At 67.8% G+C, this 15,149-nt stretch carries 13 protein-coding genes; 7 read left to right on the top strand and 6 right to left on the bottom strand.

Annotated elements, in window-relative coordinates:
- Positions 1 to 337: 337 nt before the first annotated feature.
- The 5 genes from ACFTWF_RS42845 to ACFTWF_RS42865 all read right to left on the bottom strand — a co-directional run bounded on the left by ACFTWF_RS42845 (position 338) and on the right by ACFTWF_RS42865 (position 4,507).
- Positions 338 to 727, bottom strand: coding sequence for a hypothetical protein (locus tag ACFTWF_RS42845; RefSeq protein WP_378467129.1), 390 nt, complete (start codon positions 725 to 727; stop codon positions 338 to 340).
- A gap of 97 nt (positions 728 to 824) precedes the next feature.
- The gene (locus ACFTWF_RS42850; RefSeq protein WP_378467130.1) at positions 825 to 1,592 is read right to left on the bottom strand and encodes a hypothetical protein; all 768 of its coding nucleotides are present in this window, start codon (positions 1,590 to 1,592) and stop codon (positions 825 to 827) included.
- Positions 1,589 to 2,248, bottom strand: coding sequence for a hypothetical protein (locus tag ACFTWF_RS42855; protein WP_378467131.1), 660 nt, complete (start codon positions 2,246 to 2,248; stop codon positions 1,589 to 1,591). The genes ACFTWF_RS42850 and ACFTWF_RS42855 overlap by 4 nt, the downstream gene beginning before the upstream one ends.
- A gap of 71 nt (positions 2,249 to 2,319) precedes the next feature.
- The gene (locus ACFTWF_RS42860; protein ID WP_378467132.1) at positions 2,320 to 3,186 is read right to left on the bottom strand and encodes a glycoprotein; all 867 of its coding nucleotides are present in this window, start codon (positions 3,184 to 3,186) and stop codon (positions 2,320 to 2,322) included.
- Between the two features lie 298 nt (positions 3,187 to 3,484).
- On the bottom strand, positions 3,485 to 4,507 hold the full coding sequence (locus ACFTWF_RS42865) for an FAD-dependent oxidoreductase (protein WP_378467133.1): 1,023 nt from the start codon (positions 4,505 to 4,507) through the stop codon (positions 3,485 to 3,487).
- A 54-nt stretch (positions 4,508 to 4,561) separates the two neighbouring features.
- On the opposite strand from ACFTWF_RS42865, the gene ACFTWF_RS42870 reads away from it, so the two are divergent.
- The 5 genes from ACFTWF_RS42870 (at position 4,562) to ACFTWF_RS42890 (ending at position 13,056) form a co-directional block, all read left to right on the top strand.
- Complete coding sequence (locus ACFTWF_RS42870; RefSeq protein ID WP_378467134.1) at positions 4,562 to 5,110, top strand: TetR/AcrR family transcriptional regulator; 549 nt, start codon at positions 4,562 to 4,564, stop codon at positions 5,108 to 5,110.
- Positions 5,111 to 5,415: 305 nt separating this feature from the next.
- The gene (gene gltB, locus ACFTWF_RS42875; RefSeq protein WP_378467135.1) at positions 5,416 to 10,044 is read left to right on the top strand and encodes a glutamate synthase large subunit; all 4,629 of its coding nucleotides are present in this window, start codon (positions 5,416 to 5,418) and stop codon (positions 10,042 to 10,044) included.
- Positions 10,037 to 11,488 carry a glutamate synthase subunit beta gene (locus tag ACFTWF_RS42880; protein WP_378467136.1) on the top strand — a complete coding sequence of 484 codons (1,452 nt, stop codon included), beginning with the start codon at positions 10,037 to 10,039 and terminating at the stop codon, positions 11,486 to 11,488. The genes gltB and ACFTWF_RS42880 overlap by 8 nt, the downstream gene beginning before the upstream one ends.
- A 181-nt stretch (positions 11,489 to 11,669) precedes the next feature.
- The gene (locus tag ACFTWF_RS42885) at positions 11,670 to 12,584 is read left to right on the top strand and encodes a cutinase family protein (protein WP_378467137.1); all 915 of its coding nucleotides are present in this window, start codon (positions 11,670 to 11,672) and stop codon (positions 12,582 to 12,584) included.
- Between the two features lie 22 nt (positions 12,585 to 12,606).
- Positions 12,607 to 13,056 (top strand): acyl-CoA thioesterase, encoded by a 450-nt coding sequence (locus ACFTWF_RS42890; protein ID WP_378467138.1) that lies wholly within the window; start codon positions 12,607 to 12,609, stop codon positions 13,054 to 13,056.
- A 32-nt stretch (positions 13,057 to 13,088) separates the two neighbouring features.
- On the opposite strand, the gene ACFTWF_RS42895 is transcribed toward ACFTWF_RS42890, so the two are convergent.
- Positions 13,089 to 13,754: a TetR/AcrR family transcriptional regulator gene (locus tag ACFTWF_RS42895; RefSeq protein ID WP_378467139.1), complete on the bottom strand. Its 666-nt coding sequence runs from the start codon at positions 13,752 to 13,754 to the stop codon at positions 13,089 to 13,091.
- A 116-nt stretch (positions 13,755 to 13,870) separates the two neighbouring features.
- On the opposite strand from ACFTWF_RS42895, the gene ACFTWF_RS42900 reads away from it, so the two are divergent.
- Positions 13,871 to 14,314, top strand: a complete 444-nt coding sequence (locus tag ACFTWF_RS42900) for an SRPBCC family protein (RefSeq protein WP_378467140.1) — start codon at positions 13,871 to 13,873, stop codon at positions 14,312 to 14,314.
- A 1-nt stretch (position 14,315) separates the two neighbouring features.
- The gene (locus ACFTWF_RS42905) at positions 14,316 to 15,146 is read left to right on the top strand and encodes an SDR family NAD(P)-dependent oxidoreductase (RefSeq protein WP_378467141.1); all 831 of its coding nucleotides are present in this window, start codon (positions 14,316 to 14,318) and stop codon (positions 15,144 to 15,146) included.
- Positions 15,147 to 15,149: the final 3 nt, after the last annotated feature.

The following is a 15,149-nucleotide window of genomic DNA, read 5'->3' on the forward strand; positions in this document are numbered from 1 at the left end:
AACGGTTCCGTCGCCGCCCCCGAGCGCCGGAACTACCCCAATTGACAGGAATCAATATCAACCACGACCTGTCTCAGACAGGTTGACAACTTCCGAATTGTGGGTGCATCTGACCAAAACCCGTGAGGATTTATGTGGCCCGCGATCCATCTCGGTTCGACGATCGGAACACGAGATCATCGACGTTCATGTCGGTCGCGGTCTAGGACTTCAATCTTCCCAAGGTTCCTGATCAATCGGCTGTGAGAAGGGCACGCATCTTGCGTCTGTGTATCAATCAAGGCATTGAAAGCATTCAGTGCAATCTCGCGCGTGGAATGGGGCGGTATTTCGTCGTTCATTTGCTATCCAATCGGCGAGAGGGCGAGGAGGGAGAATCCGCGACCGACGGACGCCGTCTCGCCGGTCCCGAGTCCGGACAGCGATTCGGGGTGGCTCCGGCGACGTCGATGACGACCCCGGCCGGCCCGGGGACCGTCGGCACGAGGACGTCGAGCAACCGCCATCCGAACACCGTGTGGAAGCGGCACGGCCCACCCTGTTCGTCGCGGGCGAGGAGGTACCGCGCGTACTCCTGTTCGCCGGTGAAGGCGCACACCCAGTTCAGTCCGCCGAACGTACTGGTCAGCAGCCTGCCGTCGTCGGTCAGTGGAACGAGAAGCAGTGCCGAACGGAGCGCCTCGGTCAGCTGGGCCGGCTGGCCGAAACCCTGACGGAATGCGTCCATTTCGGCGAGCAGCGCGCCGCAGTCGCCGACAGTTTCCCCATGACACCCCCCGGTGTCGAGTGTCCTCCCCGGCCGGAAGGGTACTGGACGCGCCCGCTCAGACCCGTTCCGGACGACCTTCGGCCACCGCCGACGCCGCCGCGGACACCCGCTCGTACGCCGCCCGGGTCTGCGGTGCCAGGCGCGCGTGATCGATGACGATGCCCATGCCCAGATGTTCGTCGTAGGGGATGGTTTCGATGCCCCACACCTGTCCGCCCAGGTAGCCGCGGAGCAGGTCGACGTCCACCTGCCATCCGGTGGCGTCCTGGTTCGACACGGTGACGACGGTGCGGGCGAGTCCGGGTTCGCCGAGCGTGTCACCGATCGACTGCAATGCTGCGCGCAGGCGATTGAATGCGTCTGCCCGGCACGGCACGACGAGGACGATGGGCGACGGAGTGGCCAGCAGTGGCGCGAGGTAGGCGGCGCGCAACCGGTGACCCAGGTCGTGGACGGCGCTCACCTGACGGTCGCGCAGTGAGGCTGCAAGAGTGTGGAATTCGGATGAAACCGCGGTGGAGGTCCCGATGCGGTTCAGGATGCGGGTTCCGGCGCTCGTGCGGGAGCAGTACCCGTCGAACACGTCGTCCGCGACGGGACCGGCGGCCACCACCTGCTCCAGCCCGCTCACGGAGAGCACGGCGTCGGCGCCGCGTTCGGCGATGTCGCCGCCGGCGGGTGTCGCGTCCACGGCCACGACCGCACCGCCCCGCACCGCCGCGGTGTTCGCGAGCCCGAGCGCCGTCGTGGTGGCCCCGGCACCTCCGCACGCCCCGAGAACAAGGGTCGACATCGGAAGTGGTTGCAGCAGTAGATCGGTCACTTCGCGTCTCCAATGGATGTGATGTAAGCGCGACCGTCGCGCTCGGCGGTGGTCACGACCTGCTCGTACCGGGTGGTCGACCCGTCCGGACGCAGTTCCGACAGCGTCACCGCGTAGCGGCCCGGTTCGGTCTCGGTGATGGCGAGGCAGTGCTCGGTGTCCGCCGGCACCGAGTCGATGCCGCCCTGGATCGTGTCGGCCGATCCGACCGGCGCGTCGGGGGCCACCACCTCGCGGGCCTTCGCGCCGCTGCGTTCGGCGTAGTAGGCGTGGTCGAACGCGAGGATCGCGGCGACGCCGTCGGAGGTCCCGCCTGGGCCGTTGCCGACGACGGTCGCGCCGTCGCAGGATTCGACGCACCAGCCCGAATCGGCTTTGGCGACAGGGGATCCCCCGGAATGCGAGGTGGACACGGCAACCACACCGGCGACGACCGCGATCACCGCGGCGGCGGCACCGGCGACGGCGAGTTTCTCTCTGCCGCGACCGTCGCGCACGGGCGAGGCGCTCTCGTGGCCCGGGCTCAGCCATGTCGGAGCGGCGGGTTGCTCGGGTTCCGCTGCGGGAACAGTCGACCCCGGTGCGGGCGCCGACGCGAAGGGTGGGAACCAGTGCGCGAAGCGGTCGAGGGGTGCCCTGTTCGGCGGTTCGGTCACGGTTGAATCCTCCACACTTCGCTCCCTCGCGTGGAGCCGACCCCGTGCGGGCTCCACGCGAGGGAATCGGATCACACGTGCAGCGTTGCCTGGCTGCGTACATTGACGCCGCCGATCGTGGTGGATGCGGGACCGCTGTCGGTCGATTGCAGTTGCGGGAGCTGCGGTGCGGGCAGCGACGCGACCGTCTCGACCAGCTGTCCGAAGGCCGGGTACCGGTCGGCCGCAGCCGAGATCGCGGCGGCGACGGGTGTGACGTCGACGGGCGCAGACCAGTTCGTCGGGTGCTCGGCGTTGGAGTCGGCCGAGAACGTGGAGACGGTCGCGGCCGTCGGCGAGGACGGGTCGACGGCGATGCCCGCGGTGCTGGTTGCCTCACCGAGCCGCCAGCCGATGGTGCCGCCGTAGCCCTCGGGGTTGCCGTACTGGCGACCGTTGACGGCCACCGGCACCGCCCCGACCAGGGTGTCGGCGGCAGCGTTCACCTCGACCACCGGCTTCGGCACGGGCAGGGCGGGGGCGACGGGTGCCTGGTGCGCCCTCGGCATGTCGTCGGGGTCGATCCACACGGTCGCGGGCTGGGCGGACTGTTCCTCGGCGACGACTTCCTCGGTCGCCGGCGCCGGGACGTCCAGCGCCAGGTCTGGAGCAGCAGGCCCAGCCGCCTCGCCGCCCGGGACCGCCAACGGAGCCTGCGGGGGAGGGGGCGTGGTCGGGGCCGGAGCCGCCGGCTCGGTGACGCCCGGCTGCGACGTGCTGGGCGGGGTGGACGGCGTCGTCGGGACGGTCACGCCGGGCTGCGACGTGGTGGGGGCGGCCGAGGGGTCGGTGACGCCCGGCTGCGATGTCGACGGCGGCGTGGTCGGCGCAGCGTGTGCCGTCGCGGCACCGAGCAGTGCGGCGGCGGACACCGAAATCGCGGCTGCCAGAGCGTGCATGCGGATTCTCGAGTCGGAACTCCTGAAGTCGAACGGACAGGTGATCGAACGGACTGGTGCTGATGGCGCAAAAGCAGGAGTGATGCAGATCAGAGGCACCGAAAGAGAGAAGCGAGCACAGCAGAATGTGTCCACCGACGAGGTGGATGTGATGTCCCCCCGATGAGATACGCCCGTGCTGCCGGCACACTGCCGCAGCCGTCGTTCACCGCCCCCATAACCGCCCCCGGTTCTTTTTCGTCCCCCTACCGCGGCAAAGTACCAGACGGTCAGGCGTTCCCGCGCGCCCGGATTCCGGTCAGGCCAGGCCGGCGGCCACCTTGAGCGTCAGGTCGCGCAGCGGGCGGAGGCGGCCGGTCATCGCGAGGGAGGACATGACGCGCGATCCGCGCACCAGCCGGCGGGTGGCGGGCCGCCGTGCGCGGTCGTAGCGGAGCAGTGCCGAGTGAATGTCATTGCCGGAGGTAAGGAGTCGGCCGAGAGTGACCGCGTCGACGAGAGCCTCGCAGGCACCCCGGCCGAGGTTCGGTGCCATCGCGTGCGCGGCGTCGCCGAGGAGGGCCGTGTTGCCCGACACGTAGGAGGGGAGTGCGGGGGACTCGTACAGGTCGTGGTGGAGCAGCGCCCCGGGAGTGGCGGCCTCCAGGACGGCCCGGACGTCGGCGTGCCAGTTCCCGAATCGTGACCGCAGGTAGTCGAGGCCGCCGGGGTGCCCGGCGTCGGCGCGGACGCACGCGAACCAGTTGACGAGGTCGCCGTCGCGCGGTGTGATGCCGAAAAGTGCGTCTCTGTCCCAGGTTTCGCTGACGGTGTCGCGACGACCGGGCACCCAGCCGCGCCACGCGGTCGCACCTATATATACGGGCTCGAATGTGTCGCCGAACAGTTGCCGGCGGGTGGGGCTGCGCAGACCGTCCGCACCGATGACGACGTCGCGGTCGGTCAGCGTGTCGAGGGTGGGTGCGGGCGTGCCGAACGAGATCGTTCCGTCGGGCAGCGTCTCGGCGAGTGTGGCCAGTAGAGCCGGGCGCGAGAGCAGGTAGGCGGTGCGATCGCGGTTGTCGATGGTGCCGATGACGGAGCCGTCGGGGCGCAGGAACGAGCCGCGGTGCTGGGCCGATCCCCGTGCGCGCAACGGGTCGCCGGCGCCGATCGCGTCCAGTGCGTCGAGGGCCTGCGGCCACATCCCGAGCGCGGTGCCGGAGGCGGGCAGGCTGTCGGCGCGCTCGAAGACCTCGACGTGCCAGCCGGCGCGGGACAGGTAGCGGGCGACGGCGAGTCCGCCGATGCCGCCGCCGAGGACTGCTGCGGAGTGGGCCATGACTCCGACCGTACTACGCCTGTAGTGAAATTACTACCGTTGTAGTGTCGAGGGATGTCGGGAAAACGGGAGCAGGTGCTCGACGCGGCCATCGCGCTTCTCGGCACGAAGGGCATGCGTGCCCTCACGCATCGCGGGGTCGACGACCTGGCCGGAATGCCGCAGGGATCCACGTCCAACTACTTCCGCAGTCGGGGGGCGCTCCTCGACGGGATCGTCGCCCGCCTCGCCGAACGCGACCGGGAGGACTGGCAGACGTTCGCGCACCTCCGGCCCGACAGCGCGGACGCACTGGTCGAGGCGCTGGTCGCCTACGTGAGATTTTCCACTGGTCCCGACCGGACCCGCACCAGCGCGCGCTACGCACTGTTCGTGGAGGCCTCGGTGACGCCGGGCCTCGACGAGAAGATCGGTGATGCGCGCCGCGCCCTGGTGGAATGGGGTGCGGACATGCTGGGAGCCGTGGGATCGAGAAATCCCGCCGCCGACGCCGTCGTCGTCACCGACTACCTGGACGGTGTGATCCTTCATCAACTCACCGTCCCAGATCTCGATTTCGATCCGACTTCGGGAATTACAGCGGTGCTCGGCGCGCTCACTTAACATGTACTCAGTGCAGTCGGACGAGGTCCGCCCTCGACAATGCCCAGTTCAGAGGGTAAATAGGCCAACCTAAGTTGTGTTTCGTCGGGGGTTCTGAATTATCGTTTTCGTTACACGTTGGACCCACGAAAGTCCGACCCGACCGAAAAGCCACGTCGCCTGGTGCGAGGACCACACCCAGCGTGCTGCAAAGGGCGATAGCCGATCGGTGGTGCCGAGCACGTCGTGACGGCACCTGTATTGCAAGTTGATGGCCATCAGCGCTGCTGGTCGTCGGTGCATCTTTTGGCATACGAAGGCTAGGTATGAAGCAACTTCCAGGCCCCCAGGGGCTGTATCACCCGTCGAACGAGCACGATTCCTGTGGTGTCGCGTTCGTCGTGGACATGAAGGGCCGCCGCAGCAGGGACATCGTCGAGAAGGCGATCACCGCTCTGGTGAACCTCGAGCACCGTGGGGCCGCGGGCTCCGAACCCAACACGGGTGACGGTGCCGGCATCCTCCTCCAGGTCCCGGACAAGTTCTTCCGCGCCGTGGTCGACTTCCCGCTGCCCGCAGCAGGCACCTACGCCACCGGCATCGCGTTTCTGCCGCAGAGCAAGGCCGACGCGCAGCGCGCCGCCGACGCCGTCGAGAAGATCGTCGAGAGCGAGGGCCTGAAGGTCCTCGGCTGGCGTGAGGTCGCGACCGACGACTCGTCGCTCGGCGCCCTGGCCCGCGACGCGATGCCGACGTTCCGCCAGATCTTCATCGGCAGCGAGAACGACGCCCTCACCGGACTCGACCTCGAGCGCCGCGCCTACGTCGTCCGCAAGCGCACCGAGCACGAGCTGGGCAGCGAAGGCGCCGGCAAGGACGGTCCCGGTCGCGAGACCGTGTACTTCCCGAGCCTGTCGAGCCAGACGTTCGTCTACAAGGGCATGCTCACCACCCCGCAGCTCAGAGGTTTCTACCTGGACCTGCAGGACGAGCGCGTCGAGTCGGCCCTCGGCCTGGTGCACTCGCGCTTCTCCACCAACACGTTCCCGTCGTGGCCGCTGGCCCACCCGTTCCGGCGCGTGGCCCACAACGGCGAGATCAACACCGTCACCGGCAACGAGAACTGGATGCGCGCCCGTGAGGCGCTCATCGACAGCGACATCTTCGGTGTGGCCGGAGAGGTTGGGCCCGGCAAGGATCGGCGCAGCCAGCTGGAAAAGATTTTCCCGGTCTGCACGAAGGGCGCCAGCGACACCGCGCGGTTCGACGAGGTGCTCGAGATGCTGCACCTCGGTGGCCGCAGCCTGCCGCACGCCGTGCTGATGATGATCCCGGAAGCCTGGGAACGGCACGAGAGCATGGACCCCGCCCGCCGGGCGTTCTACCAGTACCACTCGTCGCTGATGGAGCCGTGGGACGGACCGGCGTCGGTGTGCTTCACCGACGGCACCGTCATCGGCGCCGTCCTCGACCGCAACGGCCTGCGCCCCTCGCGCCTCTGGGTGACCGAAGACGGCCTCGTCGTCATGGCCTCCGAGGTCGGCGTCCTGCCGATCGACCCGGCGACCGTCGTGAAGAAGATCCGGCTGCAGCCCGGCCGCATGTTCCTCGTCGACACCGCCGAGGGTCGCATCATCAGCGACGACGAGATCAAGTCGGAACTGGCCGCCGAGCACCCCTACCAGGAGTGGCTCGACCAGGGGCTGACCCACATGAACGACCTGCCGGACCGCCCGTACACGTACATGTCGCACGAGCGCGTCGTCCTGCGTCAGCAGATGTTCGGGTACACCAACGAAGAGGTCAACCTCCTCGTCAAGCCGATGGCGATCTCCGGCGCCGAGGCCCTCGGGTCCATGGGTACCGACACCCCGATCGCTGTGCTGTCGTCGCGGTCGCGCATGCTGTTCGACTACTTCTCGCAGCTGTTCGCGCAGGTCACGAACCCGCCGCTCGACGCCATCCGCGAGGAGGTCGTCACCAGCCTCGGCGGCACCATCGGTCCCGAGCACGACCTGCTGCACCCCACCGCGGAGTCCTGCCGGCAGATCTTCCTGCCGCAGCCGATCCTGCACAACGACGACCTGTCGAAGCTCATTCACGTCAACGACGACGGCGAATTCCCGAACTTCCGCAGCGTCATCGTCCGCGGTCTCTACCCGGTCGCCGAGGGCGGAGCGGGCCTGCGCAAGGCCCTCGACGACGTCCGCTACCAGGTGTCGGAGGCCATCGCCGGCGGTGCGCGCCTCGTCGTCCTGTCCGACCGTGAGTCGAACGAGACGTACGCGCCCATCCCGTCGCTGCTGCTGACGTCGGCCGTGCACCACCACCTGGTGCGCGAGAAGACCCGCACGAAGGTCGGACTCATCGTGGAGTCCGGCGACGCCCGCGAGGTGCACCACATGGCGCTCCTCATCGGGTTCGGTGCGGCGGCGGTCAACCCGTACATGGCGTTCGAGACCGTCGACGAGGCCGTCCGCAACAACGAGTTGCAGGGTGTCTCGCTCGACAAGGCCATCCAGAACTACATCAAGGCCGCAGGCAAGGGTGTGCTCAAGGTGATGTCCAAGATGGGCATCTCCACCTTGGCGTCCTACACCGGCGCCCAGCTGTTCCAGGTCATCGGCCTGTCGCAGGACCTCGTGGACGAGTACTTCACCGGTCTGAACTCGAGCCTCGGCGGCATCGGTCTCGACCAGATCGCCGCAGACGTCGCGGTTCGGCACGCCAACGCGTACCTGGACCGTCCCGAGGAGCGCGCGCACCGCGAGCTCGAGGTGGGCGGCGAGTACCAGTGGCGTCGTGAGGGCGAGTACCACCTGTTCAACCCGGACACGGTGTTCAAGCTGCAGCACTCGACGCGCACCGGGCAGTACGAGGTGTTCAAGGAGTACACGAAGCTGGTCGACGACCAGTCCGAGCGCCTCGCGGCGCTGCGCGGCCTGTTCGAGTTCAAGAAGGGCGTGCGCGAGCCCGTCCCGCTGGACGAGGTCGAGCCCGCAACCGAGATCGTCAAGCGCTTCTCGACCGGTGCGATGAGCTACGGCTCCATCTCGGCCGAGGCGCACGAGACCCTCGCCATCGCCATGAACCGCCTCGGCGGTCGCTCCAACTCCGGTGAGGGCGGCGAGAACCCGGCCCGGTTCACCCCGGACGAGAACGGCGACTGGCGTCGGTCCGCGATCAAGCAGGTCGCTTCGGGACGCTTCGGTGTCACGTCGCACTACCTGACCAACTGCACCGACATCCAGATCAAGATGGCGCAGGGAGCAAAGCCCGGTGAGGGCGGCCAGCTGCCGGCGCACAAGGTGTACCCGTGGGTGGCCGAGGTCCGGCACTCCACTCCCGGCGTCGGGCTGATCTCGCCCCCGCCGCACCACGACATCTACTCGATCGAGGATCTCGCGCAGCTGATCCACGACCTGAAGAACGCCAACCCGCAGGCCCGGATCCACGTGAAGCTGGTGTCCGAGGTCGGCGTCGGCACCGTCGCCGCCGGTGTGTCCAAGGCACACGCGGACGTCGTGCTGATCTCCGGCCACGACGGTGGCACCGGTGCCACCCCGCTGACGTCGATGAAGCACGCGGGTGCCCCGTGGGAGCTCGGCCTCGCCGAGACCCAGCAGACGCTGCTGCTCAACGGTCTGCGCGACCGCATCGTCGTGCAGGTGGACGGCCAGCTCAAGACCGGCCGCGACGTCATGGTCGCCGCGCTGCTCGGTGGCGAGGAGTTCGGTTTCGCGACCGCTCCGCTGGTGGTGTCGGGTTGCATCATGATGCGGGTCTGTCACCTCGACACCTGCCCCGTGGGTGTCGCGACGCAGAACCCGGTGCTGCGCAAGCGGTTCACCGGTAAGCCGGAATTCGTGGAGAACTTCTTCCTCTTCATCGCCGAAGAGGTGCGCGAGCTCCTCGCCGAGCTCGGCTTCCGCACCCTCGACGAGGCCGTCGGGCAGGTGGACGTCCTCGACACCACGAAGGCGCTCGAGCATTGGAAGGGCAGCAAGGCCGGCAACCTCGACCTGTCGCCGATCCTGCACGAGACCGAGTCGGCGTTCATGGACCAGGACCTGTACTGCACGGGCACCCAGGACCACGGCCTCGACAAGGCGCTCGATCAGCAGCTGATCGTGCAGAGCCGCAACGCTCTCGACAAGGGCACCAAGGTCACGTTCGAGTCGCCGATCACCAACGTCAACCGCACGGTCGGCACCATGCTCGGTCACGAGGTGACGAAGGCGTACGGCGGCGAGGGCCTGCCGGACGACACCATCGACATCACGTTCACCGGTTCGGCCGGTAACAGCTTCGGTGCGTTCGTTCCCAAGGGCATGACCCTGCGCCTGCACGGCGACGCCAACGACTTCGTCGGCAAGGGACTGTCCGGTGGTCGCCTCGTGGTGCGTCCGCCGCTGGAGACCGCGCCCGGGTTCGTCGCCGAGGACAACATCATCGGCGGCAACGTGATCCTGTTCGGTGCCACGAGCGGTGAGGCGCTGCTCCGCGGTGTCGTGGGCGAGCGATTCGCGGTCCGTAACTCCGGTGCCACCGCGGTGGTCGAGGGAGTCGGCGACCACGGTTGCGAGTACATGACCGGCGGAAAGGTCGTCATCCTCGGTGCGACGGGACGTAACTTCGGTGCCGGCATGTCCGGTGGTGTCGCGTACGTCTACAACCCGGACAAGGTGTTCGAGGACAACCTCAACACGGAACTGGTGGATCTCGAGGACCTGACGGGTGACGATTTCACCTGGCTGAAGGCCGCCATCGAGCGTCACCGCGACGAGACGGGCTCCGAGGTTGCGACGCGCATCCTCTCCGACTGGTCGCAGCAGGTCAATCACTTCGCGAAGGTGATGCCCCGCGATTACAAGAAGGTGCTCTTGGCCATCGAGGCCGCGAAGAAGGATGGAAAGAACGTGGACGAGGCAGTGATGGAGGCAGCTCGTGGGTGATCCAAGCGGCTTCCTGAAGCACACGTCGCGCGAACTTCCGGTTCGCCGACCGGTGCCGTTGCGCCTGCTCGACTGGAACGAGGTGTACGAGGAGTTCTCGTCGGACACCCTGAAGTCTCAGGCCAGTCGGTGCATGGACTGCGGTATCCCGTTCTGCCACAACGGCTGTCCCCTCGGGAACCTGATTCCCGAGTGGAACGACCTGGTGTACAAGGACCGGTGGCACGACGGCATCGAGCGTCTGCACGCCACCAACAACTTCCCGGAGTTCACCGGGCGGCTGTGCCCCGCACCGTGTGAGGCGTCGTGCGTCCTGGGCATCAACCAGGACCCCGTCACCATCAAGCAGGTCGAGGTCGAGCTCATCGACCGTGCCTTCGACGAAGGCTGGGTCAAGCCGGTGCACCCCACCCGGTCGACGGGCAAGAAGGTCGCCGTCGTCGGTTCCGGTCCCGCAGGTCTCGCTGCAGCGCAGCAGCTGACCCGCGCGGGCCACATGGTCACCGTGTTCGAGCGGGCTGATCGCATCGGCGGGCTCCTGCGGTACGGCATCCCCGAGTTCAAGATGGAGAAGCGGCACATCGACCGTCGCCTCGACCAGATGAACTCCGAGGGCACCGTCTTCAAGACCGGTGTGAACGTGGGCGTCGACATCACCGCGGACGCACTGCGCGAGCAGTTCGACGCCGTGGTCCTGGCCGGCGGTGCCACCGAGGCCCGCGACCTGCCGATCCCCGGCCGTGACCTGGACGGTATCCATCAGGCGATGGAGTTCCTGCCGATCGCCAACCGCGTGCAGCTCGGTGACCTGGAGAAGCCGACCATCACCGCGGAGGGCAAGAAGGTCGTCATCATCGGCGGCGGCGACACCGGCGCGGACTGCCTCGGCACCTCGCACCGTCAGGGCGCCGAGAGCGTTCACCAGTTCGAGATCATGCCGAGACCTCCCGAGACCCGCGCCGAGCACACCCCGTGGCCGACGTACCCGCTGATGTACCGGGTCGCGTCCGCGCACGAGGAGGGCGGGGAACGCCTGTTCTCCGTGAACACGGAACGGTTCGTCGGCGCCGACGGCAAGGTGACCGCTCTGAAGGCCCACGAGGTCGAGATGAAGTCGGGCCGCTTCGAGAAGGTCGAGGGCTCGGACTTCGAGCTCGAGGCCGACCTCGTGCTGCTGGCGATGGGCTTCGTCGGACCCGAGAAGCCGGGCCTGCTCACCGATCTCGGCGTCGACCTCAACGAGCGCGGCAACGTCGCCCGCTCCGCGAAGTGGGCCACCAACGTCGACGGAGTCTTCGTGGCCGGCGACATGGGACGTGGTCAGTCGCTGATCGTGTGGGCCATCGCCGAGGGTCGTTCCGCGGCCGCCGCGGTGGATGCGTACCTCGAAGGAACGTCGGCTCTGCCGTCTCCGATCGAGACCACCACCGCCCCGCAGCGGTAGCTGTAACTGCTCGTACAATCCGCACCCCGGTAGGTTTTCCTACCGGGGTGTCGGTTTATCGTGCGGAGGTCACGTTCGGTCGGTAACGTTCATTTACCGATCGTGCATCTTTAGGTCACGTCGTTCTGGCAGCATCCCGTCTGCAGAACGACAAGGGGAGAACAGGGTTGAGGCCATGGCAATGAGACGGGTTATCGCATTCTTGACCGCAGTGGCTGCTGCGGCGGCCATCCCGGTGGCATCGGGAGTTGTGGGCACGAGCGCAGTAGCGAACGCAGCGCCATGCCCGAGCCTGTACGTGGTCGCGATTCCGGGAACGTGGGAAACGTCCACCAAGGAGAATGTCAGGCCCACTCCGGGTCTGCTGTCCGCGGTGACGAACGGTCTGCCGTCGTCGATCCGCACGGATTACGTCACCTACGCGGCGACCGCGTTCCCGTGGGAGTCCGACGTGTACGGGCGCTCGAAGGCGCAGGCGGTCACCAATGCCAAGGGCATGCTGTCGTCGATGGTGCAGCAGTGCCCCGACACGAAGCTGTCGATCATCGGCTACAGCCAGGGCGCCGACGCCGCGGGTGATCTCGCCGCGGAGATCGGCACCGGACTCGGTGTCGTCCCCGCCGACAAGATCGCCGCCGTCGGACTCGTCTCCGATCCGCGGCGGTCGCCGACCGACGCCCTCGTCGGGCCGCCCGTCGCCGGCAGCGGCGCCGGTGGTCCCCGCATCGGTGGGTTCGGCTGGGTCAGCCAGAACACGCGCACGTTCTGCGCGTACGGCGACCTGTACTGCTCGACGCCCAAGGACGACTTCGTGACACGGTTCGCCGGTTTCCTCGCGCAGACGTCGGATCCCACGCCGTCGCTGTTCGGCCGGTACCAGGAAGAGGCCCTCGCGATCTGGAACGATCTCCTCGCGGTCGGCGGTGTGCCCACGCTGATGGCTCAGCTGGACGAGCAGTCGAACGAGAAGCGCATCGACGAACTCGAGCAGTTCTACAAGTCGCAGGCGCACCAGGATTACACCAGCTACGCGGTCGACGGATCGGGCACGCCCGCCACGACCTGGCTGAGGAACTGGTTGCGCGATATCGCGTGAGTTCCACCGAAGGCGGCAGGGGATGATGTCCATCGTGACCGACACCCCTGCCGCCTTCGTCGGCTACGACGCCTTCGTGACCGTCCGGTGGTCCGACATGGACGCCTTCCAGCACATCAACCACGCGCGGATGGTGACGTTGCTCGAAGAGGCCCGGATCGACTGGCTGCTCAGCGAGGGCAGCGAGAATTCGACGCTCATCACGAGCGCGTTCATCGCCGACATCCAGGTGAAGTACCGGGCGCAATTGCGGCATTCCGACAGCCCGCTTCGGGTCACGATGTGGATCGCCAAGCATCGCGCCGTCGACTTCACCATCGGTTACGAGGTCCGGGGTGCGGGTGCCGCGCTGACCGACCCGCCCGCGGTCACGGCGACCACTCAGATGGCCGTCGCGGACGTCGAGGCGCAGCGGCTACGCCGGATCACCGCCGCCGAGCGCGAGTATCTGACCCGCTGGTCCCGCACGTGAGTGGCAATGTGTGTTCCGGCACGCTTTCCCACTCACCTGCGGAGGGCGTCGGGGGCCGGTAGGGGACTGTCGGGGTCGAGGGCGGCCCCGCGGCTGCGCATGGTGGTGTCGACCAGCGCCCACGCCCACGCGGCCAGCTGCTCGGTCAGCGCTCCGGCGTCGGTACCGCCCGGTCGTTCGATCCACTCCGCGGACACCGACTCCACCATCCCGATCAGAGCCGTCGCCAGCGGTGTCGCCGTGGCGGGGGCGCCGAGCGCGTCCAGATACGGGTGGAGCATGTCGGCGACCGCGGTGCTGATGGCCCGCCGCACCTCCTCGGTGGCCGGCGAGAACGACATCAGGTAGCGGTACAGGTTGGCGTGTTCGGTGAGCCAGTCGAGATGCGTGCGCGCGGCCCGGGTGAGGATCGTGTGCGGCGTGCCCTCGGTGGTGATCACGGGGGCGTATTCGATCAGCATCATCGCGGCGATCCGCCGGGCGACGGCGTTCTTGAGGTCGGTGCTGTCGTCGAAGTGGCGGTAGATGCGGGTGCGCGCGACCTCGGCGTAGACGGCCATCGTCGCGACCGACACGTCGGGACCTTCGTCGGCGATGGCGACGAGAGCCCGTTCGACGAACTCCGAGCGCCGCTTCTCGCGTTGCCCGCGCCAACGGGCAGCGCGCCCGTCGCCGGTGTCTTGCTGGGGGTTCGTCATCGAAACGAATCGTAGTCTTCCCTGTCGCGGCGTTTCCGTATAGCGTCGGCAGTATGCGGTACATCGATGTACCACACACTCTGCAGCTCGGACGCCGACACGTTGGGAACACCGCCTTGTCCATTCAGCTCTGCCTGTCCGGCCCCCGCCGGTCTGGGCGTTCGACGATCGGGTTGCGCAGCATCACGGTGATCGTCGTTCCGCCCCCGATGGCGTTCGAGTACCTCAGCGACCCGGAGACGGTTGTGGTTCCGGTGCCGCTGCCGTCCCGCGCCCGCATCACCGCGTCGGACCCGGGTCGCCGTCTCGTCGTCGAACTGGATCACGGAGTGCACGAATCGGTCTGGACATTCGCCGCCCTCAGCGCGGACGAAACGGAACTCACCGTCGACTTCCGCGTTCACTCGTCCGGCCGACCTGCCGGACAACTCCTCGGCGGGGTGGCCGCGCCGGTGGTGTGGCAGGCCCTGCGACGCGCCCAGGTCGCGTTGAAGGACCGGATCGAAACCCTCTACTACGAGCCCGCCGACCCGGCAGGCGCCGACCGAAGGAAAGCATGACGTGGGATTCTCGGTTGCGGGCAAGACGGTCCTGATCACCGGCGCGGCGATGGGGATGGGACGTCTGTTCGCCCGGCTCGCCGCCGCCGACCACGCGCGGGCGGTGGTGTTGTGGGACATCGACGCCGACGCCCTCGACCGCACGGCACAGGAACTGCGCGACACCGGGTGCACCGTCAACGCGCAGGTGGTCGACGTCGACTCCGTCCGCGCGGCGGCCGCCGAGGTGCTCGGTGCGTACGGTCGACCCGACGTGCTGATCAACAACGCCGGTGTGGTGCGCGGCAAGTACTTCTGGGAACACGACCACGAGTCCGACACGAAATTCGTGATGGACGTCAACACGCTCGCGCCGATGTACGTGACCAACGAATTCCTGCCCTCGATGATCGAGGACCGCGGCCGGGAGTGCCGCATCCTGAACATCGCCTCGGCCGCCGGGACGGTGGCGACGCCGAGAATGGCCGTGTACGCGGCATCGAAGTGGGCTGCCCTGGGCTGGAGCGATTCGCTGCGACTCGAGTTGGTCCAGGCCGGGCACGGTCACGTGAAGGTGACCACCGTGTGCCCGAGTTACATCTCCACCGGGATGTTCGACGGCGTGAAGAGTCCGCTGTTCGCCCCGATCCTCAGCCCGGACGTTGTCACGGCCCGGTCGTGGCGGGCGATGACCCGGGGCAAGCCGCTGCTGATCCTGCCGCGGTCGCTGTATCTGTCGCGGGTGGCGAAGGCCGTGCTGCTGGTACGCGCCTGGGATCGTCTTGCCGACCGGCTCGGTGTCTACCGCAGCATGGAGGCCCACACCGGCCGGGTGCAGGCCTCCACCCCCTGACGC

This window comes from Rhodococcus sp. NPDC056960 (genome assembly GCF_042674125.1).
Classification (GTDB): Bacteria; Actinomycetota; Actinomycetes; order Mycobacteriales; family Mycobacteriaceae; genus Rhodococcus_F.

Coding starts and splice junctions, on each gene's coding strand:
- ACFTWF_RS42845 (WP_378467129.1), bottom strand. CDS start 727: ATGGACGCATTCCGTCAGGGTTTCGGCCAGCCGGCCCAGCTGACCGAG.
- ACFTWF_RS42860 (WP_378467132.1), bottom strand. CDS start 3,186: ATGCACGCTCTGGCAGCCGCGATTTCGGTGTCCGCCGCCGCACTGCTC.
- ACFTWF_RS42865 (WP_378467133.1), bottom strand. CDS start 4,507: ATGGCCCACTCCGCAGCAGTCCTCGGCGGCGGCATCGGCGGACTCGCC.
- ACFTWF_RS42870 (WP_378467134.1), top strand. CDS start 4,562: ATGTCGGGAAAACGGGAGCAGGTGCTCGACGCGGCCATCGCGCTTCTC.
- gltB (WP_378467135.1), top strand. CDS start 5,416: ATGAAGCAACTTCCAGGCCCCCAGGGGCTGTATCACCCGTCGAACGAG.
- ACFTWF_RS42885 (WP_378467137.1), top strand. CDS start 11,670: ATGAGACGGGTTATCGCATTCTTGACCGCAGTGGCTGCTGCGGCGGCC.
- ACFTWF_RS42890 (WP_378467138.1), top strand. CDS start 12,607: ATGATGTCCATCGTGACCGACACCCCTGCCGCCTTCGTCGGCTACGAC.
- ACFTWF_RS42895 (WP_378467139.1), bottom strand. CDS start 13,754: ATGACGAACCCCCAGCAAGACACCGGCGACGGGCGCGCTGCCCGTTGG.